General features: G+C 60.4%; 13 protein-coding genes and 1 pseudogene. 9 read left to right on the forward strand and 5 right to left on the reverse strand.

What is annotated here, in order from left to right; genetic code table 11:
* Positions 1–278 precede the first annotated feature (278 nt).
* Both fumC and ACP8JZ_RS09175 read left to right on the forward strand, forming a co-directional pair.
* Positions 279–1,691: a class II fumarate hydratase gene (gene fumC / locus ACP8JZ_RS09170; protein ID WP_023034632.1), complete on the forward strand. Its 1,413-nt coding sequence runs from the start codon at positions 279–281 to the stop codon at positions 1,689–1,691.
* A gap of 509 nt (positions 1,692–2,200) precedes the next feature.
* Positions 2,201–2,392: a hypothetical protein gene (locus ACP8JZ_RS09175; protein ID WP_021103612.1), complete on the forward strand. Its 192-nt coding sequence runs from the start codon at positions 2,201–2,203 to the stop codon at positions 2,390–2,392.
* 92 nt (positions 2,393–2,484) lie between these two features.
* Here the strand turns inward: ACP8JZ_RS09175 and ACP8JZ_RS09180 are convergent, their stop codons facing one another.
* Positions 2,485–3,177, reverse strand: a complete 693-nt coding sequence (locus ACP8JZ_RS09180; protein WP_484482457.1) for a suppressor of fused domain protein — start codon at positions 3,175–3,177, stop codon at positions 2,485–2,487.
* Between the two features lie 782 nt (positions 3,178–3,959).
* Here ACP8JZ_RS09180 and ACP8JZ_RS09185 point away from each other — a divergent pair.
* The 5 genes from ACP8JZ_RS09185 (at position 3,960) to ACP8JZ_RS09205 (ending at position 11,827) form a co-directional block, all read left to right on the forward strand.
* A complete protein-coding gene (locus tag ACP8JZ_RS09185; protein ID WP_371415834.1) occupies positions 3,960–4,775 on the forward strand; it encodes a mechanosensitive ion channel family protein in 816 nt (271 codons plus the stop codon).
* A gap of 20 nt (positions 4,776–4,795) precedes the next feature.
* Positions 4,796–4,990: a hypothetical protein gene (locus tag ACP8JZ_RS09190; RefSeq protein ID WP_323458339.1), complete on the forward strand. Its 195-nt coding sequence runs from the start codon at positions 4,796–4,798 to the stop codon at positions 4,988–4,990.
* Positions 4,991–5,321: 331 nt separating this feature from the next.
* A complete protein-coding gene (locus tag ACP8JZ_RS09195) occupies positions 5,322–6,833 on the forward strand; it encodes a CCA tRNA nucleotidyltransferase (RefSeq protein WP_323462180.1) in 1,512 nt (503 codons plus the stop codon).
* A 933-nt stretch (positions 6,834–7,766) separates the two neighbouring features.
* The gene (locus tag ACP8JZ_RS09200) at positions 7,767–9,674 is read left to right on the forward strand and encodes a DUF6049 family protein (protein ID WP_323462181.1); all 1,908 of its coding nucleotides are present in this window, start codon (positions 7,767–7,769) and stop codon (positions 9,672–9,674) included.
* Between the two features lie 83 nt (positions 9,675–9,757).
* The gene (locus ACP8JZ_RS09205) at positions 9,758–11,827 is read left to right on the forward strand and encodes a protein kinase family protein (protein WP_484484256.1); all 2,070 of its coding nucleotides are present in this window, start codon (positions 9,758–9,760) and stop codon (positions 11,825–11,827) included.
* 704 nt (positions 11,828–12,531) lie between these two features.
* Here the strand turns inward: ACP8JZ_RS09205 and glpK are convergent.
* Positions 12,532–14,055: a glycerol kinase GlpK gene (glpK, locus tag ACP8JZ_RS09210; RefSeq protein WP_306517121.1), complete on the reverse strand. Its 1,524-nt coding sequence runs from the start codon at positions 14,053–14,055 to the stop codon at positions 12,532–12,534.
* Positions 14,056–14,268: 213 nt separating this feature from the next.
* Positions 14,269–15,054, reverse strand: coding sequence for an MIP/aquaporin family protein (locus ACP8JZ_RS09215; RefSeq protein WP_021103623.1), 786 nt, complete (start codon positions 15,052–15,054; stop codon positions 14,269–14,271).
* A gap of 186 nt (positions 15,055–15,240) precedes the next feature.
* On the opposite strand from ACP8JZ_RS09215, the gene ACP8JZ_RS09220 reads away from it, so the two are divergent.
* A complete protein-coding gene (locus tag ACP8JZ_RS09220) occupies positions 15,241–16,188 on the forward strand; it encodes a sugar-binding transcriptional regulator (protein ID WP_306517122.1) in 948 nt (315 codons plus the stop codon).
* A 670-nt stretch (positions 16,189–16,858) separates the two neighbouring features.
* Here ACP8JZ_RS09220 and ACP8JZ_RS09225 read toward each other — a convergent pair.
* Positions 16,859–18,010 carry a S1C family serine protease gene (locus ACP8JZ_RS09225; protein ID WP_306517123.1) on the reverse strand — a complete coding sequence of 384 codons (1,152 nt, stop codon included), beginning with the start codon at positions 18,008–18,010 and terminating at the stop codon, positions 16,859–16,861.
* Between the two features lie 714 nt (positions 18,011–18,724).
* Between ACP8JZ_RS09225 and trxB the strand changes: the two genes are divergently transcribed.
* Positions 18,725–19,750, forward strand: coding sequence for a thioredoxin-disulfide reductase (trxB, locus tag ACP8JZ_RS09230; protein ID WP_306517124.1), 1,026 nt, complete (start codon positions 18,725–18,727; stop codon positions 19,748–19,750).
* Between the two features lie 282 nt (positions 19,751–20,032).
* Here the strand turns inward: trxB and ACP8JZ_RS09235 are convergent.
* Positions 20,033–20,431 (reverse strand): annotated as a pseudogene (locus tag ACP8JZ_RS09235) (pseudouridine synthase); the annotation flags it as partial.
* Positions 20,432–20,628 lie beyond the last annotated feature (197 nt).

Consider the following 20,628-nt stretch of genomic DNA (forward strand, 5'->3'; position numbering starts at 1 on the left):
AATTGTCAGTCCAGGCGGGTTCCATGCACATTGCATCACCTGCTGCGCTCCGAGCGACACTTTTGTGAGGTGAGGAAAGTTGTGGTGCCCCTGCCACCGTCGATCGGGCTTATTGGAGCCAACGCCCGAATCTGGTCGGATGGGGCAGAGCTGCTTCGACACAAGTCCTCATCCCGCAGAGCAACTCACGAGGATGCCCCCTCATCGCCGTACGTCCCTGATCAAAAATCCCGCCACCCGCTGGCCCCAATCACTTCGTTGCCAAGTAGGCTTGGCTCATGGCAGAGATGCGTACTGAAAAAGACAGCATGGGCACCATTGACGTGCCTGCAGACCACTACTGGGGAGCCCAGACCGAGCGCTCCCTCCACAACTTCGAGATCGGCCGCGACACCTTCGTGTGGGGACGCGACATGATTCGTGCCCTGGGCACTCTGAAGAAATCCGCCGCCCTGGCCAACAAGGAGCTCGGTGAGCTCCCGGGCGACGTGGCAGACCTCATCGTCAAGGCTGCTGACGAGGTCATTGCCGGCAAGCTCGACGCCGAGTTCCCACTGGTCGTCTTCCAGACCGGCTCCGGCACCCAGTCGAACATGAACACCAACGAGGTCATCAGCAACCGCGCCATCGAACTGGCCGGCGGTGAGCTGGGATCCAAGGCCCCGGTGCACCCCAACGACCACGTCAATCGTGGCCAGTCGTCCAACGACACCTTCCCCACCGCGATGCACATCGCCGTCGTCACAGCCATCAACGAGCGTCTTTACCCGGCCGTCACCCAGCTTCGTGACACCTTGGACAAGAAGGCCAAGGAGTACGACGACGTCGTCATGGTGGGTCGCACCCACTTGCAGGACGCCACCCCGATCCGTCTGGGGCAGGTCATCAGCGGGTGGGTCGCCCAGATCGACTTCGCGCTGGATGGCATCCGCTACGCTGACTCGCGTGCCCGTGAACTGGCCATCGGCGGCACTGCCGTGGGTACCGGCCTCAACGCCCACCCCAAGTTCGGCGTCACCGTTGCCAAGCACGTCTCCGATGAGACCAGTCTGGACTTCAAGCAGGCCGACAACCTCTTCGCGAACCTGTCCGCCCATGACGCTCTGGTGCAGGTCTCCGGGTCGTTGCGCGTGCTGGCCGACGCCCTCATGAAGATCGCCAACGACGTGCGCTGGTACGCCTGTGGCCCGCGCAACGGCATTGGTGAGCTGCTCATCCCCGAGAACGAGCCCGGCTCGTCGATCATGCCCGGCAAGGTGAACCCGACCCAGTGCGAGGCCATGACGATGGTCGCCACCCGCGTCTTCGGCAACGACGCGACCGTCGGCTTCGCCGGTTCGCAGGGCAACTTCCAGCTCAACGTGTTCAAGCCGGTCATGGCCCACGCCTGCCTGGAGTCGATTCGCCTCATTGCCGACGCCTGCGTCTCCTTCGACGAGCACTGCGCCTACGGCATCGAGCCGAACACGGCCAAGATCAAGGAGAACTTGGACAAGAACCTCATGCAGGTCACCGCTCTCAACCGCCACATCGGCTACGACCTGGCCTCCAAGATCGCCAAGAACGCACACCACGAGGGCATCAGCCTGCGTGAGTCCGCTCTGACGGTCGGTGGTATGAGCGCTGAGGACTTCGACAAGTGGGTCGTCCCGGCTGACATGACGCACCCCTCGGCTGCCGACGAGGACTGAGTCTGACAACTGGATCACGCTGACGACAGCTCAGGCTCAGTGATGGAGGGGACGTGCCGAGGCACGTCCCCTCCATCTTCCAGATCTGCATCCCACAGCCCGCAGAAAATCGCGGCCTCAGCTTCTTCTCCTCAAAAGATCCCGGCTCGAACGCGTTTGCAGCATCCCAGTGCCGGGTACCTGCCTCGCCCGATAGAAATCTCGCTTACCCGCGCCAATCACTGCTCACCGCACGTGTTCAATACGGCTTCCCGGAGCATGGGGCTCGAGACGGTGTGGAAAACACCACCTTGGTTCGGGCCAGAGTCCCGAGAGGGCATCAAGGCACTCCGCGAAGAAGCCCCACCCCGGACTCCTGACGCAGCCCACACTTGTCAAAAAGCCGATGATCTCCTCGACCTATGCCGGTCAGGCTCGAGCGGACTGGATCTCGTCAGCACTCATCAGCGGTACGGCCGCTCTGTGTAGTATGCAGACAGTTTCCCGCAGGCCAAGATCAGGAGCTTCCCATGGGCGCCATTGCCACGGACGCGATCATTTTGATCACGTACATCCTCATCATTCTCCTAGCTGCCTTCATCCTCTGGATGATCATTGACGTGCGCAACAACGTGAAGAGAATCGCCGATTCGCTGGACCGACTGGCCTCATCCGAATCTCGACGAAATGGCGAAGCCCATCACCAGAGTCCAGTGAACTGAGCCTCAGCCGACCGAGTCTGTTGGAAGGAAAACCGTCGCGACTGCCGCCCCTGGGGGCCCAATGCACTGGAGCCACCGCACCAGCTCGGTTCTCAGACCAGTGAGTCTCGTCTCAGGTCGGTGTAGTTGACCCCACCGTTCTCCAGTTTGGCGATGAAGGCGTCGTAACCATTGGTCTCCAGCCAGATCCGCTCAGCATCAGTGATCGGCATGCCCATGAGCCAGTGAACGAAGAACCCATCACCCACATCGACGCGATCGAGTCCACCAGCAGTGAATGGATGCACCCACATGAGGTGGGGGGTGGTGGCCTGCGGATCGTACAGAGCGACGACATCGCCGAAAACGATACCGGGGGCCATGAGCCAGTTGTCCCGCATGACAGCGAAAGCACACGAGCCCAAGACCTTGCCCATGACATCGGAGCCAGGTGCCCCCACGGTCATGAGCTCGGCAGGCACGCTGACCGACTCCCCCGACTCCAGCGGCAACTCGTTGCTCATGGTGTGAAGGCCCACAGTCGACCATGTGCACCATTCTGGAGCTGGGGCGTCATGAAGGCTGAGCATGTCGATACGCAGATCACCAGCGGCGTCCACCATGGCATCGGTCTCAGGTTGGCCCCCGATCGCACGAATCGCTGCAGAGGCGACAGCAGGCCCAGTGGGAGGCATCTGAGAGGGGACAGCAAGATGCTCAGGTAGATCGGACGCGTTGACTGGCGCCGAGGCATCACCCGCAGGACCACCAGCAGGAGACGCCGCTGCATCAGGAAGATCGTTCATACCACCGATAGTGTCACGAACTGGTCGCATTTATCAGCTCGACCTCACAGCACCACGTCCTCATGCCGACCAGATCACCAACACAATTCTGTTGCCGCTTGGCCTTTCCCATCCCGTCGTAGCGCGATGCAGCTCCGGATTCTTCTTGACCGTGGGATGTTGATGCGTCCTGCGGGGAGCGAGGTGCCAACCACGCCTGGCACGGGTCAATGAACGAAATTGAGTTCTCGGGGAACGCCTCAAAGTCATCCAAGCATGTCAAAGTCCGCTCCGGCTCATGCTGACGCTGTACCCCTTATCCCCCATGAAGACAGGAGAGGCGATCCGCACTGGACAACTTTACATGCCAATGCCAATTTTCTCCTGGGAGAGCAGGTGTGAGCGGTCACGCCCTATCACTCGCACCTTGTCACTCAACCGCCACAGTCCTCATGGCAAAGCCAGTGCGAAAAATGTCGATTCCCCTGGCATGGGGGTCTTCCTGTGACTGGGCACCGGGGCTGTTGTGGGAAATCGTCACTGGCGAAGAGTCACCGTTGACAGCAGCATTCCCCATCGAGCGACGCTCACCTCGAAAAAGGCAGAACCATGATCTCGCCCACTTCGCTTTCCGTGCTCATCTACTCCCGGAGAGCCTCAGCACCCTCACAGCGCACGGAGACCATGGCTGGGTCCAGGCCGTCCTTGCCCTGATACGGTCTTGTCGTCTCGACGTGGTGGCATACCCTCAAGTAGAACGCGCCGTCAACAGAAGGGCAGCAGTGAAGTTCCACACCGAAATCTTGACTTGGAGCACGCTCATTCAGCTCCTCCTCATCATTGCCATCGCAATTGTGTTGCGATGGTTGCTGCGCAAGGGCGTCAATCTCGTCGTTTCGGCCATGCTGCGCACCGCCAAGAAACGCGACGAAGCCATGGGGCTGGGCCGGATGCTGCCCAAAACCTCCGAGCGCCAGACCCAGCGCACCAAAACGGTCGGCGGCTTGCTGTCGAACCTGGGCGTGGCGATCATTCTCACTGTTGCGATCCTCGCAGGATTCTCCACCATTGGGGTGAAGATCGGTCCAATCCTGGCATCTGCCGGAATTGTTGGTGTCGCTCTGGCTTTCGGCGCTCAGAGCTTGGTCAAGGACTTCCTCTCAGGACTGTTCATCATCATTGAGGATCAGTATGGGGTGGGTGACACCGTCAACATCGACGAGCTGGGAGGAGTTGTTGAGGAGGTCGGTCTACGGACGACCCGTATCCGCGATTTCAACGGCGTGGCTTGGTATCTGCGCAATGGAGAAATTCTCAAGGTGGGCAACATCTCGCAGGGTTGGGCAACGAGCTTCACCGACATTTCTGTGCACGCCGACGAAGATCCCGATGAGGTGACTCGGGTGCTCAACATGGTACTGGACGAATTGGCCGAGGCATATCCAGACTCGATCCTGGAGCAACCAAAGGTACTGGGTGTCGGCGACATCACCGGAGGAACGATGACCTTCCAAGTGTGGACGAAATGCGTTGCCGGAACCCAGTTCGAGGTCATCAGGGCGATGCGGCAGATGGCAAAGACAGCATTCGCCGAGGCCCGCATCCGCGGAGCGTTCTGAGCCACCTGGCAGGGAATGAGATGGGAAAGATCATTCTGCTCGCGGTACTGGTGAGTCTGCCGGTACTCATCGCTGCTGCAGCCATGGTCGTCATTGTCATGACGAGGTTCCACAGGCCAGCAGACGTCCCGAGCGCGAGTGCCAGCAGGAGCGAGTCCGCTGACGATTTTGAAAGCGCCGATCATCCAGACGATTTCGAGAATGACGCCCAGTAGCTCCCTCCAGCAACTGCTACTCAGTTCTGAATCGAAAGAGCTCAGAACGATCAGCGTCCCATCCCTGAGAAAAATGTCAGCCCAACCGAAGTACCAGCTGTAGAGAGACTTCAGACAACCGAGAAAGACAGTTTTCGAAAGACAGTGCATCTAGCGGCTCAAGTACGAACTGTCAGGAAGAACCCAGATCCTGGCACAGCTGAATGATCACATCGGTGGCCCCACCAAGCAGGAGGCCAGTTACCTCGATCCGTGTCAAAAATGTCAGCAGTCCTCATGCCATGCATGACAAATGCCACGACACCTCCGAGAACAGGTAGACTTGTGCGCCATGGCAAACGTGCCCCCCTCGCCAATCGCTTCCTCACTGACCGCTCTACGCCCCTGCGCACAGGAGAAGGGGCTTACTGTTGCCCAGTTGCTGGAGCACAGAGTGGATCGTCTGTGGCAGTCAGCCCCACTCATTGCGGACCTCGGTGCTCTTTTCGCCGATTCGGGACACGACCTGTACCTCGTAGGTGGATCGGTGCGCGATGCCCTCATGGGCATGCTGGGACACGACCTTGACTTCACCACCGATGCCCACCCCGACGAGATCGAGGCACTGCTACGACAGCGAACTCGGACCACCTGGGACATTGGACGGGCATTCGGCACCATCGGTGCCATGATCGACGACTGGCAGGTGGAGATCACCACCTATCGCACCGACGTGTACCGCCCAGACTCACGAAAACCCGAGATTGCCTTCGGCGACACACTGAATGACGATCTCATCCGCCGAGACTTCACCGTCAATGCGATGGCCCTGCACGCCGCCAACCGCGAATTCGTCGATCCCCATCATGGTCTCACCGACCTCGCATCTGGGATGCTGCGCACACCATTCCCGCCGCAGCGATCGTTCTCTGATGACCCACTACGGATGATGCGTGCAGCTCGATTCACAAGTCAGCTGGGCTTCACCGTCACCGATGAGGTGCGCGCGGCCATGACCGGAATGGCAGACCGCATGTCGATCATTTCCGCTGAGCGGGTTCGTGATGAGTTGTCCAAGCTGCTACTTACCGACTCCCCCCGTGAGGGTCTCATGCTGCTGGTTGACACAAGAATCGCCAGCATTGTCCTGCCCGAACTGCCCGCGCTGCGTCTGGAACCTGACGAACATCATCGTCACAAGGACGTCTACGAGCATTCGCTCACGGTCGTCGACCAATCGATCGAGTTGGAGAAGCGCCGGGGCCATGATCCCGACCTGGTCGGGCGTCTGGCAGCTCTGCTTCATGACATCGGCAAGCCGGCCACTCGACGTTTCGAGCCCGGCGGCAAGGTGAGTTTCCACCATCATGACGTCGTTGGGGCGAAGATGGCACGCAAGCGTCTCAAAGCGCTCAACTATCCCTCTGACATCGTCAAGGCTGTGTGTCTCCTGGTGGAACTGCATCTGCGCTCCTACGGATATGGCGATCAGGGATGGACTGATTCAGCAGTGCGCCGTTACGTCCGTGACGCAGGCGACCAGCTGGAGCGTCTGCACATTCTCACCCGTGCTGACTGCACCACACGCAACCGACGCAAAGCGGAACGACTGGAATTCGCCTACGACGATCTGGAGCGACGCATCGCCGAGCTGGCAGCCCAGGAGGAGTTGGACGCCACCCGACCTGATCTGGATGGTGGACAGATCATGGCAATCCTGGGCATCAAACCTGGGCCAGTAGTGGGTCGGGCCTACAAATTCCTGCTCAATCTACGCATTGAGGAGGGGCCTCACACTACCGACCAGGCCGAGAAAGCCTTGAAGGCATGGTGGGCCCAGCAACCAGAGTCAACGCAGTCGTGATGCGGGGATGATTCGGGACCACTCCATGGAGTGGCCCCGAACGGGGAAAGCTCGACTGGCCAGCTCACCGTCGAAAAATGACACGGGGGGTGGCATTCCCATCACCGTGGTGGCACGAGGGCCGGTCACTCGACAAAAATGTTCCTGCGGTATTGATGAACATGGCCCTCACAGCATGAGCACGATGCAGGCCTGTCCCCCTGCCGATGACGTGAGTTTGTTGCGGCCAAAACACGACAGGCACAATTCGACCAGGAGCAACAGTTCCCACGCCACCGCACATGGAACGAAAATCCCGCCAGCAGTCGCCGTGAAGCACTCTGGTGCCTAGAGGTGAAGCGCAATGACATTTTTCGCCACGAGTCCGGTTTATCCCAGGTAGAGCACACCAACTCCTCTGCAGCAGGGGCCCTGAACCTCCCAGGCATCCACACCCCATCCGGCCAATCGTGGACACAAACCCCACCAGTAGCTCCCAGCACCGAAAGCAGCGTTGTCATCTTCATGGAATGACCCCGTAGCATAGGAATCGTGCCCGGACCTCACGTCACACGACTGCGTCGTTGCCTCACCCCCATGGGTGTCATCGCTCTGACGCTTTCGGCCAGCCTTTCCCCGGCACAGGCATCAGCTGAAACCACACTTCGCACGTCACAGGTGTCAGCTGCTCACGCAGCCCTGGCACGCACTCGACACCCAGGGGCCTCTTTGGCATCCACCTCGCACAGCCACGCCCTGGAGCAGGAGGATGCCCCTTCGCGAAGCAACGCGCTTCAGCCCGAAACTTCCACTCCAGTACCCAGTGCTCCATCATCCTCGCCCGGTTCCTCTGTCTCTCCCCAGAACTCAGCCAAGCGTCAAGTCTCACCCCAGGAGTCCGGCTGCCAACCAACCAACCGCTACGGCGCGGACAAGGAGTCGTCCGGCCAGGAAGTGGCGATCGACATCACGTCGGTGAGCCCCGACTCAGGGTCTCCCAAGGACCCCATCACCATCCGCGGTACGGTGACGAACATCAGCGGTAAGAATCTGCGCTGGGTACAGGTGTCGTTCTGGCGCTCCTTGGACCCCATCAGCGGCTATGACGACATGGGGTCCGTACTGCAGTCTCCACCGGAGATACCCACCGGGGCACGATGGTTCCGTGAGCCGAATGAAGCTTCGATCAACAACATCACCGACCCCGAAAGCACCCAGACCTTCGCCAACGGCCAGTGCGCCACCTTCACCGTCACCGCCACCCCGGAGAAGATGGGCCTGACCGACACTTCCAAGGCCTATCTCATCGGTGTGCACGCCCAGGCAACCCCCGAGCACGGTTCTCGACACACCGTGGGGCGAGCCCGAACATTCACCGTCCTCACCGACAGCCATACATCGGCCTGGTCATCATCGCTTGTCGTACTCAATTCCACCCCATCCACACGCATCGATGGCACATTCATCGACGATCACCTCGCCGATGAATTGGACGGACGCCTCCTGGAACTTGTCGACCAAGCCATCGCCACCAGACGCACCGTACTCGTCGATCCTGAGCTACTCGACGAGGTCACAGCCATGACCAAGGGCTATCAGGTGGCCCATGGTGACAAGTCGGCTCCGGGCAAGGGCGGGAAAGCTGCCAAGACCTGGCTGGATCGTTTCACGACGATGCTCAAGACAGTGCCGGCATATCGCCTCCCCTATGGTTCCGCCGACGTGACTGGGGTGGCCGCCACCACCTCCCACCGTGACGTACTCACTCAGATCAAGGAATCCCTGCCACCAGACAACCCTGCCGCCAAACTACCCTTGGCCGTACTGGACGAAACCGGTGAACTCACCAAACCGGCATTGACGATGCTGACGTCCACCTTGCACCCAGCACTGGTGGTCACCTCTGCTCTGCCCACTGCCACTGGCCCCAGAGCATCCAACGGCACCACCGTGATTCCACTGGCCACCGACGCGTTGGAGGGAGGCCCACCTCCCTCCCCCTCAATGCCTGCGCAGGTACGTGGCCGCGCCTTGGCACAGGCCCTCCTCACCGGGACACAGAACTCTCCCCTGGTCACCGCGACCCATTCCCCTGACCAGGTGAGATCCGTGACCCCCCCTGCGTGGATGCATCAGGTGGATCTGCGCTCCATCAAGCCAACACGGGTGCAACTACCCGCTCTGAACACCCGCAGCTCCGCCCGACTGCTCGGTCCGGACTGGGCGAGTCAGCTCGAACAGACCACAGACGAGGCCCAAGCCTGGACCAAGCTGCTCAGTGATCCGGGAAAGGTGTCCCAACCATTGGGACGGATCTCCGTGGCGGGCCTGTCCACCAGGATGAGCGCGAGTGAACGACGCCTGTGGTGGCACGCGGCCATGGCACCGGCTCGTCGGTACCTGTCCGGTGAGCACATCGAACTGCACTCGGCGTCAAGCTTCGTCATGTCGTCGTCGTCCAACGAGTTCCCACTTGCTGTCACCAACCATCTGGATCAGGCGATAGATGTCAAGGCCGTCATCGTCTCGGAGAACCCACAACGCATCGACATCCCCAACACCAAGGTGATCACGGTACGTCCCGGCGAGACCCAGGCCCTCAAGTTCTCCCCCCATGCCAGCTCCAATGGCCAGGTCAGGATGACGGCAACCTTGACCTCCCGAGACGGACGTCCCATCGGACAACCCGAGACCTTCGTCGTCAAGGCAACCCAGATGGACGACATCGGATGGGTGATCATCGTTGTGTCCGGAGGCATCGTCATTGCCGCAACCGTGTTGCGGATCCGACAGGTACGTAAGCGAGGAACGGGGAGGAACGACAGCAACCCTGCAGCCAGCGGAGCGGCACACGAATCCTGAATGGTCGACCCACTAAGGTGCTGTTCAGGTCCCTGACCAGGAGGGATCTGAGACACAGAGCAATCTGGGCGTGGGGAGGTGCCGTGGACAGTCGTCATGAGGAGGTCGCGGCATCGTCCCCCCGAGTTGGAAACGGCGCCGAGACGTATCAGCCCTCGGCAGGGCCCCAATGGGCTGAACAGTCCTTGGAGGCTGGAACCACATTGGGCGACAGGTTTCGGCTCGAGGTGAAGCTTGGACACCTTGCCGACACCGAGCTGTGGCGAGCTTTCGACCTCAAGCTGCACCGTCCCGTCGTCATCACGGCAATGGACGCCAGATCTCCACGCACCCCCGAGATTCTGACCGCTGCGATGCAGGCAGCCGTGGCCACCGACTCGAGATTCGTGCGGGTGCTGGACGCAGTGAGCGCTCGTCAACCAGAGACGACAAGTTTTGTCGTCAGTGAGTACGCACCCGGCCGCACCTTGCGTGAGCTGCTTGCCACCGGCCCGTTGTCTGCGCTGGAGGCCGCCTGGGTGGTGCGTGAGATCGCTGACGCCATGACACCCATGCATGCACAGGGTATCTTCCACGAACGGCTCAGCCCGGAAACGATCATCATCACCGCCACCGGAAACGTGAAGATCGTTGGTCTGCTCATGGAGGCAGTGCTCAACCCCCACGAGACGGAACAAGCAACTTCTTGGTCTGAGCGAGAGGCCACCGACATCGTTGACATGGGGAAAATTCTCTACGCCTGTCTGGTTTCGCGATGGCCGTTGGGGACACCGTCCGCCCCCGCCTCGTTGGCAGCACTGCCCAGCGGGAATACTCGGCACGCTCAGAAAACTTGGGGACTGGCAGCTGCCCCCGCTGACGGGCACGGCTGGTTGACGCCGCGGCAGGTCCAGCCTGGCGTCTCCCCTGCTCTGGACGTGCTGTGTGACCAAATCCTGTCTCAACAACCTCGCCACGACGAGGTCCCGGTACGGTCTGCCAGCGAGATCTACCAGACTCTTGCCCGTGTACTGGGTTCGGCGGATGCCGCAGCAGATCTGGAACGTCGACTGCGCTACCCCACTGCTGCCGCGCAACGCCCCGCTGACGCACGTACCGCTTCCGCAGAACCCAACCTGGTCTCCGCAGGACGCACTCTCACCCCTGAATCCGCGGTGACCAGGACTTCAGTGGATCTGCCACCGGTCATCGATGAGGAACCTGCTCCAGCCCACGCTCCGTCCGTCGAGAAATCGTCGCGGGCACACGATCCTTCGAATCGGCAGGGCGAATCCTCCCAGGATCTGACCGGTCCCGACGAAGATGGTTACTGGTCTCCACAGGCTGCTGCCGGCCAATGGGGACGTCATGATTCATCCCAGCGTCATCAAGCAGCAGACCCCTCGACAGGATCAGTTGCTGAAAGCTCCGCAGGAGTCGGCATCAAAAGTTCTGCAGGAGACCCCTCTGGCCCCCTCACTGCCGTGAACAAAAATGTCAACTCCCGGGCTGGGACGTCACGCAACCGCCCCGCACGGACCCGAGGTGACAATTCTGAATCCATCGGAAGGGCTCCCCGCCATCCGCGTCCCGCCAATCGACACTGGCCGTGGATACTCGTGGCACTCACCATCGCAGCTCTGGTGGTTGGCCTGGTCCTGGTTGGTGCTCACGGTGACGATGAGCAAGCTCACAACGATGCTCCCCAGGCAACTGAGCCCACCATTGCCACGGTGAAGGACTTCGACCCGCAGGCTGATGGTGGAAACGATGAAGAGCACCCACGGTTGGTGAATCAGGCTCACGATGGTAGGGCCACCACTGCGTGGCGCACATTGGTGTACCGCGGGTCTGCGAACCTCGGCGGCCTCAAACCCGGGGTCGGGCTGGTCGTGGATCTCGGCAAGCCAACGCAAGTCTCGTCAGTGACAGTCACGCTCACAGGTTCAGGTACAGACATCTCAGCATGGATTCCATCCAACGACACCTCCAGAGCGTCGATGCGCTCCATCAAGGACTGGACCAAGGCGGACGGGCAGTCGGACGCCAACGGCAAGGTCACCTTGGACCTGGGTGAGAAAAAAACCCGCTACGTACTCATCTATCTCACCAAACTGCCCAGCGTCTCCGACGGGCGCTACCAAGGTGGAATATCCACGATCACCGTGCAATGACACGACCACTGGCCGTAGCAACGTATCGAGTCGAGACAACCGCAGTCACCGAGCAACACAGTCCCTGTGCCGGGTAGCTCACGGTGTAGAGCTGGGGACGTTCTGTCACCTTAACTGGCGGTCTTCCCCAGCCATGTCCACCTGGATGAGCGCCCACCTCGAGCGGGTAGTGCAAAAATTCCCGTCAGAAGAAACCCCGAGTCACTGCACTGCCCAAACTCCAGGGGCGGCGGCATTTTTCTCACACATGCCCACTGGTTGTTGCTGTGGGTACCGCTCACCTGTCACGACGTTCGCGCAGCCAAGCAACTAAGCCATCGGTTTCTGTCCAGAAACCACAGCCAGAGTCTGAAATACACACTCGCCAAGAGTCCAATCAGACCCTTCATCCACAAAGTGCCGCCCTGTAGAAGTTACCCGGTCAAGAGCTGCTCAGACAGAGATGTGATCCAAGGGCACCCTTGTCATGACGGAGCAGCCAATGCTTTCGGCTCTCGGGAGGGCCAGCAGAAGACTCAGTCGAGTACCGTTTGAGTGACGCGTGATCGCAACCGTCAAAATCGGTCATCACAACAATGTGACGACACGAGGATTGGAAACCAACGTCGTCCAACAGCATGGCCGTGGTATGACGATGGGCCCCGCACGTTCATTGCGGGGCCCATCGGGGTTAAGGTGTCACCGGTCAACAGATCGGAGCACGGTCACTCCTTGACGTCAGCGTCAACCCAGTCGAAGGTCTTGGTGACGGCCTTCTTCCAGTTACGGTACAGGCGGTCACGCTCGGCATCGTCCATCTTGGGCTCCCAGTGCTTGTCCTCAGCCCAGTTCTTGACGACGTCCTCCTCACCGCTCCAGAAACCAACGGCAATACCGGCAGCGTAGGCGGCTCCCAGAGCGGTGGTCTCGGCAACCACCGGACGGATGACCGGCACACCAACCTGATCGGCCTGGAACTGCATGAGGGTCTCGTTGGCAGTCATGCCACCGTCAACCTTGAGCTCGGTCAGCGGAACACCGGAGTCGGCATTCATGGCGTCGAGCACCTCACGGGTCTGGTACGCGGTGGCTTCCAGAACGGCGCGAGCAATGTGGCCGCGGTTGACGAACCGGGTCAGGCCGACGAGAGCACCACGCGCATCGGGACGCCAGTACGGGGCGAACAGACCGGAGAACGCGGGGACGATGTAGGCGCCACCGTTGTCCTCCACGGAGGTGGCCAGGGTCTCGATCTCAGGAGCCGAGTCGAACATGCGCAGGTTGTCGCGCAGCCACTGCACCAAGGAGCCGGCCACGGCGATCGAACCTTCGAGGGCATAGACGGTGGGCTGGTCACCGAGCTTGTAGCACACTGTGGTGAGCAGGCCGTTCTCGGAGAAGACGGCCTCTTGCCCGGTGTTCATGAGCATGAAGCAACCGGTGCCATAGGTGTTCTTGGCGTTGCCCTTCTCGAAGCAGGCCTGTCCGAAGGTGGCTGCCTGCTGGTCGCCCAAGATGCCGGCGATCGGGGTGTCGATGAGCAGGGACTCGCGGGAGGCCTTGCCGTACACCTCGGAGGAGGACTTGATCTCGGGGAGCATGGACTTCGGAATGCCCATGACCTCGCACATCGAGTCGTCCCACTGCAGCTTGCGCACGTCCATGAGCATGGTACGCGAGGCGTTGGTCGGCTCAGTGACGTGGACGCCGCCGTTGACGCCACCGGTGAGGTTCCACAGCACCCAGGTGTCCATGTTGCCGAACAGCAGGTCGCCTGCCTCTGCCTTGGCGCGAGCACCCTCGACGTTGTCGAGGATCCACTTCACCTTGGGGCCGGAGAAGTAGGTGGCCAAGGGCAGACCACAGATGTCCTTGAAACGATCGGGGCCTTCGTCACCGGCAAGCTCGTCACAGATCTTCTGGGTACGGGTGTCCTGCCACACGATGGCGTTGTACACCGGCTCACCCGTGTTCTTGTCCCACACAACTGCGGTCTCGCGCTGGTTGGTGATACCGACGGCGGAGAGCTGGTGACGGTTGATGCTGGCCTTCGAGAGGGCCTGACCAATGACCTCACGCACCGACTCCCAGATCTCGACGGCGTCGTGCTCGACCCAGCCGGCACGCGGGAAGATCTGTTCGAACTCCTTCTGGCCGACCGAGACGATCTGCCCGGAGTGGTTGAAGATGATGGCGCGAGCTGAGGTCGTGCCCTCATCGATGGCAAGGACGTATTTCTCTTCGGTCATGATCGCTGCCTTTCTATGTCAACGTTGACTCGGGTGGTCTGGAGGTTCAGACATCATCGCATGTCCCAGTACTGTCACATCTGGTGGCTGTGTTGCCGCGTCAAATGTACCTGCCCGGAATCGCTTGTTCCTCCAAAACAGGTGGTGTTTCATGGCTTGCCCTCGACGGATCATCCGACGAGGGCAAGGTGTCTGGCTAGATCTTTTGTGTGATCACCAGAAAATGAGGTAGGTGACGGACGCAAGGACAGCGCCAATCATCGGGCCTACGATCGGGACCCAGGAGTAGCCCCAGTCGGAACCACCCTTGCCCTTGATCGGGAGGACGGCGTGGGCGACGCGGGGGCCGAGGTCACGAGCCGGGTTGATGGCATACCCGGTGGGGCCACCCAGCGAAGCGCCGATGGAGACGATGAGCAGAGCGACAGCGAGCGGGCCGATGGCAGTACCGGAGAAGACACCGGTCTTGAGATCGACCGAAGCGGCGGCGGTGTAGTTCGAGATGATGACCCACAGAACCAGCACCCAGGTACCGATGGCCTCAGTGACGGTGTTCCAGAACGGATTGCGGATCTCGGGACCAGTGGCAAAGGTGCCAAGTTTGAGAGCCGGGTCGCAGTCCTCGTCGTAGTGCTGCTTGTAGGCCAGCCACGCAATGATGGCGCCGACGAAGGCACCGAGGAACTGGGCGATGATGTAGAGGCAGATGTTACCAGCGGTGGCCTCAACTCCAGGGGCCAGATCCTTGCCTGCAAGGGCAAGACCAACAGTCACAGCTGGGTTCAGGTGACCACCGGTGCGGTAGGCCCCATAGACACCGAACATGACGCCGAAACCCCAGCCCCAGTTGATCTGAAGTGAACCAGGTCCAGGATTTCCCTTTGTCTTGGGAAGAAGATTGTTGGCGACGACGCCGACACCAAGGATGATCAGAATCATCGTTCCGAGGAACTCAGACCCGAAAATCGCGCCGGCGGACACCGTCGTTTCGAGAAGCATGCGGACTCCTTTGTCTTGCGTCATCCCAGGGCATTCATTGGCACTGGGTCTCACACAGGTCGTAACCTTGGTCAAGTGACCATGGCGGCCTCGCCCAGCTTTTGCGAGCTGGACGGTCTCAGTGAACACCTCTGACCGATCACAGCGGTACCCTATTGAACTAACGTGCACAGGAAAGGCAAATACATGAACGAGTGGGCCGATGATGTGTGGACCGCAGCGTCGATGTACTACCTACAGGGCGAAACCATGGACGTCATTGCCAAGCACTTGGGTACCTCGCGATCGACCGTCTCCCGCCTGTTGAAGCAGGCCCGTGAGACGGGCTTGGTGCGCATCAGCCTCGCCCAGCCAACCAGTGCGCGACAAGGACTTGGGACCACTTATGCCCGTCTTTTCGGAGTGCGCGCCACCATCGTTCCTGTGAAGTCGGGGACCACTGAAGTCCACCGCTTGGACCAAGTGGCGCGTACCGCCGCACAGAGTCTCACCGATGCCGTCCATGATGGTTCCACGGTAGGTATTGCGTGGGGTACCACCTTGGACGCTGTGGCACACCACATCATCCCCAAGGAGACGCGAGGGGTACACATCCTTCAAATGAATGGATCGGCCAACCCCACCTCGTCAGGCATTCCTTACGTGGGAGAAATCACTGCCCGCATCGCCGATGCCTTCGATGCAGACGTCATTCACTTCCCCATCCCAGCCTTCTTCGACAATCCGGCCACGCGCGCATCGATGTGGAAGGAGCGCTCCATCCAGTCCGTGCTCCGCACTCGAGCCACACTGGACGTGGCCGTGTTCGGTGTCGGCGGGCTACAGGCACCAGTGCCCTCACACGTGTACTCCTCGGGATATCTCACGGAGGAGGAAATGGCTGAACTCCGCAATAGCGGAGTGGTCGGGGACGTCAACACAGTTTTCCTACGGGCCGACGGATCCTTCGACGTGCCGTTCAACAACCGAGCAACGGGAATGACACCCACCGAGATTCGAAAGGTGCCGCGACGTATCTGCGTGGTGGCCGGTAAGGCAAAGGCCCGTGCACTTCTGGCTGCGCTGCGGGCTCGGGTGGCCACCGATCTCATCGTCGACGACGAGACAGCGCGTGCTGTCCTGGAGCTCATGTGAGGCCAAGACTGCGCCAGCGCTCTGGACAGGCCAGCACCAGCTCTGGAGAGGCATGGCAGCGTCCGGCCAGTATCCTCACGGGTTGGACTCTGCGGCGGACGGTACTTTTTGACACACCCACCGAGGGTGACTGGCGGTTCCACAGAACATCGTGACCCATGTGCCTGCTGCACTGCCACCATCTGTGACCGCTCGTACTGGGTAACCCTGCGCAACCGCCATGACTTGTACTGCCGCACTCGCATTGCAACGCAGGTTTCTCTCACCGCTGCCCATCCTGGTTCCACCGCTGCTCATCCTGGTAAGGCACGAGAACCGTGCCACTCCGGGAACAAAAAACACACGCGAGGCGCGGACACGTCACCACAAAGACTCGCTCCACCGTGGAGTGTCAAAAATTGCACGTTCCAGATCCTGCACACTGGATCGCATGATGTGAATGGGGTGAGTCCTCTTCATCGCCAAGCCACGACAGATCCGTTCACCACTTGACCGCGGCAGACCCGGCACGAGCTCCCGAACGGACGACTGTTGTTGCGTCTGATGGTTGCCGGATCCATACGCAGCGAAGAACCTCACGCACGAGCCACGGATCCACCGATTCGCAGCCCGATACGCAATGTCAATTTTTGTCAGCAGGGCTGCGTCACCAGCCCTGCTCTGTCACATCTCAACGCTTGGCGTCACGAAGAGTTGCCGTAACTTCCTGATCCTTGCCATCCCGCAGGATCTTGATCTTGACCGTGCTACCGACGGGTTGTTCCCGAACTCGCGCCACCAGCGAGGTACTCGACCCAACCGTGGTGCCATTCACCGCAACGATGAGGTCATTCTTCTTGATCCCCGCTTTGTCTGCGACCCCTCCCGGAGTCACGGTGCGCACCAGAGCTCCCATCATCTTGGAACCGTCAGATTTCTCGGCCTGGGCGTCTGAGGCTGACAACCCCAGCAGCGCGTGTCGAGCCTTGCCGTTGCTTATCAACTGATCGGCAATGTTCTTCACTTGATTGGCCGGGATGGCGAAACCAATGCCGATGCTCCCGGAGGTGTTGCCGTCCTCACTCGACGACAAGGACGCAATTGAGGAGTTGATACCGATGAGCCGACCCTCGGAATCCACCAGTGCACCGCCCGAGTTTCCCGGGTTGATGGGGGCGGAAGTCTGGATGGCATTGGTGACGACGACATCGGTGTTGCGGATCACGCCTTCTCGCTCACCACTGGTGGTCACCGGACGGTTGAGCGCCGAGATGACACCAGTCGTCACTGAACCGGACAGCCCCAAAGGATTCCCGATCGCCATCACGCCTTGCCCAACGACGAGTTTTCCCGAGTCGGCGAATTGAATGGGTTTGAGGCCCTTGGGAACGGTGTTGAGTTTGAGAACGGCCAAGTCACTGGACGGATCAGTTCCCACGACTGAAGCGTCATAGGCCAAATTTCCCATCGCGACACTGATCGAACCAGACCGAGATGCTCCAGCCACCACGTGATTGTTCGTGACGATGTGACCCTTGTCGTCGACGATGACTCCGGATCCCTGACCGCCGCCATTGGTGGTCTGCACCTGGATCGACACGACGGAATCCGTGACCTTCTTGGCAGTTGACGTCCAATCCTTGGTGGAGACTGGCGCTGCAGGTTTGCCGTCACTGTTGCCCAAGGCTGGGGCAGACGACGACTGACTCACCTGAGGTGTCTCATTGGCGACGTACCAACCAGCAGCACCACCGGCACCAATGGCGAGCAGCAGCGCGAGAAGCCCTCCCGCGACGGTCCGCCCAGGCCCTCTCTTCGTGCCCTTGGTCGTCGTGGCAGGCACCGCCGACGATCTGTCATCACGCTGGGGACCGGGAGGTGTGGACGGTTGGGATGCCGTACCCCATGCGCTGCCACCCCATTGCTGAGATTTCCCTGCTGACGAGCCACCAGCGCCCCAGGGCGACCCATTTCCTGATGCATGTGGGGTTCCGCTCCATGGATCGTTGGCGCCTCGGGAGCTCTCATGGTCGCGCGACACCCACGAATCAGGACGCGAGTCGGGCGAGTTCTGGTTATCCGTCATGACTCAATGATGCATCACGCCCTGTGAGTCAAAAATGTCGTTTCGGGACACGGCAGGGGCACTCCACATGCGATCTGGGTGCGCTGGCGTCAAAAATGACCTGGCCTTAGCTTCAGAGAACTGGTTTGGAGGGATTGGCTCGAAGCCACAAGGCACCAGCCAAGGCTGTGAAAACCCTCGGTTCCTCACACACCGTGTCAGTCACCCAATCAGATCCCATGGTCGGTGCCTGGTGTGTCCTGCTGAGTCATGGGCATTCTGTGCTCGTCACGTCCCATACCTGTGACGCACTCAAGCAGTGAAGCACCGGGAACAATAACGCCATGTCATACGCTCACCTTCATAGGCACACAATCCATCGACAAGTAGAGTGAACCAGATCCGTCACTTGGTATCTCGACCCGCGGTGGCACCATGCCTCATTCGCACCCCGCGACAAAGTCGCGAACTGATCCGCAAGGAGAGCTTTCGATGAGCACAGATCCCATCATGACCTCCCCCCTGGTAGGGGGGATCACCCTGTCCGATCCCGGTCAGGCCAGCAAGCCGTCCACTGCCGACTCCACCAACGACGGCGAGGTTCGTGATGTCATCATCGTGGGATCGGGTCCAGCCGGATACACTGCCGCGATCTACAGCGGCCGTGCCGGACTGCATCCGCTCGTCTTCGAGGGGAGTGCTGACGCCGGTGGGGCCCTCATGCAGACCACCGAGGTGGAGAATTTCCCCGGTTTCCCCGACGCAATTCTGGGCCCAGATCTCATGGCCCAGATGCGTTCCCAGGCCGAACGGTTTGGCGCCGAGCTCATCGCTGACGACATTGTCGAGGCCAACCTTTCCGGGGAGATCAAAACCGTCACCGATACGGACGGCAACGTCCATTGCGCCAAGACCGTCATCTTGGCCATGGGTGCGGCTCACCGCAAACTCCAGATCGAGGACGAAGCTCGGCTCTCCGGGCGTGGAGTGTCGTGGTGCGCCACCTGTGACGGGTTCTTCTTCCGCGACAAGGACATTGCCGTCATTGGCGGCGGTGACTCTGCCATGGAGGAGGCGACTTTCCTCACCCGGTTCGCCAAATCGGTGACTGTGATTCACCGACGCGACGCTCTGCGCGCCAGTCAGGCGATGATCGACCGGGCCATGGCAGACCCCAAGATCAAGTGGGCATGGAACAGTCAGGTCGTCGGTATGGATGGGGAGACCAAACTCACCGGCATCACGCTCAAGGACACGGTTACTGGCGAAAAACGTCACCTCGAGGTGTCCGGTGTCTTCGAGGCGATCGGGCTCGATCCCCGATCCCAGCTCGTCTCCGACGAAGTCACAGTCGACAAGGGTGGCTACGTCGTGTGCGATGAACCCAGCACTCGTACCAATCTTCCTGGCGTCTTCGCCTGTGGAGACCTGGTGGATTCCCATTACCAGCAAGCGATCACAGCTGCTGGCTCTGGTTGCCGCGCTGCCTTGGACGCCCAGGGATATCTGGCCTCCTGACAGTGGCGTTCCCGGCGCTCAGGCCCGGAAAGCACCACGTCTGTTCCAGGGCGTCGGCTCTGATCCTGCGACCCCGTCATCTACTGGGAAGACCCAGCCATGATCTGCCAGCCTCTGATCCACCGAGGTCATTTCCACTTCATCAGCCGGACCTGACAATTTTTGTCAGCTCGCCGGCGCGGGGCGCAACAAACTGCGTTGTGCAGGCTCCAGCTGATGTTTTTGTCCACGAAAGCACCTCGTGGACAAAAACATCGTCAGTACTCACGCGTCGTCCAGTACTCACGCATTACCTCTGTCCTCGCCCCAGGACTGACCTGCCTCCTTACTGGGCCAGCAGCTGAGTTCAAGCTGCGAGGTGAACACGCGTCGTTCACCGGTGATGGGGTCGACGAAACTCATCCGGTAGGCCTGCAACTGAAGCGGTCGGGAGAAATCGTCAATGGGGACATCGAGCAGCTGCGGATAGAACGGATCGTTGAGGATCGGTGCACCCAGGCTCCACATGTGCAGCCGAATCTGGTGGGTTCGGCCAGTCAGCGGGGTTGCCTCGTACAACGCCAGATCCCCTCGGCGTTCCACCACCCGAATTTCGGTTACGGCATTCGGTTCTCGACCACCCACCTGCTGCGCCTGCAGAACGCCACGTTCCTTGATGATGTGACTGCTCACTCGCACCCCACCGTCACAGTGCTCAAGCCACACAGGACCGCTGGACAAGTTCTCCGTGTCACTTCGTACCGCGCTGGAAAACCTTCCCGAGCGCGACTTTTCCTGCGAGTCTGCGATGCTGGTCCGGTGACGACTCTCAACCTGATCGACGATGTTGTCATGTCCAGCCTCGCTGGAGCGCATCGGTGACTGACAAAAATTGTCGC

It is taken from the genome of Cutibacterium sp. LaCa_286 (assembly GCF_057198075.1).

Excerpts from the sequence above, each read along its gene's own strand:
- ACP8JZ_RS09175 (WP_021103612.1), top strand. The coding sequence starts at position 2,201 with ATGGGCGCCATTGCCACGGACGCGATCATTTTGATCACGTACATCCTC.
- ACP8JZ_RS09180 (WP_484482457.1), bottom strand. The coding sequence starts at position 3,177 with ATGAACGATCTTCCTGATGCAGCGGCGTCTCCTGCTGGTGGTCCTGCG.
- trxB (WP_306517124.1), top strand. The coding sequence starts at position 18,725 with ATGAGCACAGATCCCATCATGACCTCCCCCCTGGTAGGGGGGATCACC.
- ACP8JZ_RS09195 (WP_323462180.1), top strand. The coding sequence starts at position 5,322 with ATGGCAAACGTGCCCCCCTCGCCAATCGCTTCCTCACTGACCGCTCTA.
- glpK (WP_306517121.1), bottom strand. The coding sequence starts at position 14,055 with ATGACCGAAGAGAAATACGTCCTTGCCATCGATGAGGGCACGACCTCA.
- ACP8JZ_RS09215 (WP_021103623.1), bottom strand. The coding sequence starts at position 15,054 with ATGCTTCTCGAAACGACGGTGTCCGCCGGCGCGATTTTCGGGTCTGAG.
- ACP8JZ_RS09190 (WP_323458339.1), top strand. The coding sequence starts at position 4,796 with ATGGGAAAGATCATTCTGCTCGCGGTACTGGTGAGTCTGCCGGTACTC.
- ACP8JZ_RS09220 (WP_306517122.1), top strand. The coding sequence starts at position 15,241 with ATGAACGAGTGGGCCGATGATGTGTGGACCGCAGCGTCGATGTACTAC.
- fumC (WP_023034632.1), top strand. The coding sequence starts at position 279 with ATGGCAGAGATGCGTACTGAAAAAGACAGCATGGGCACCATTGACGTG.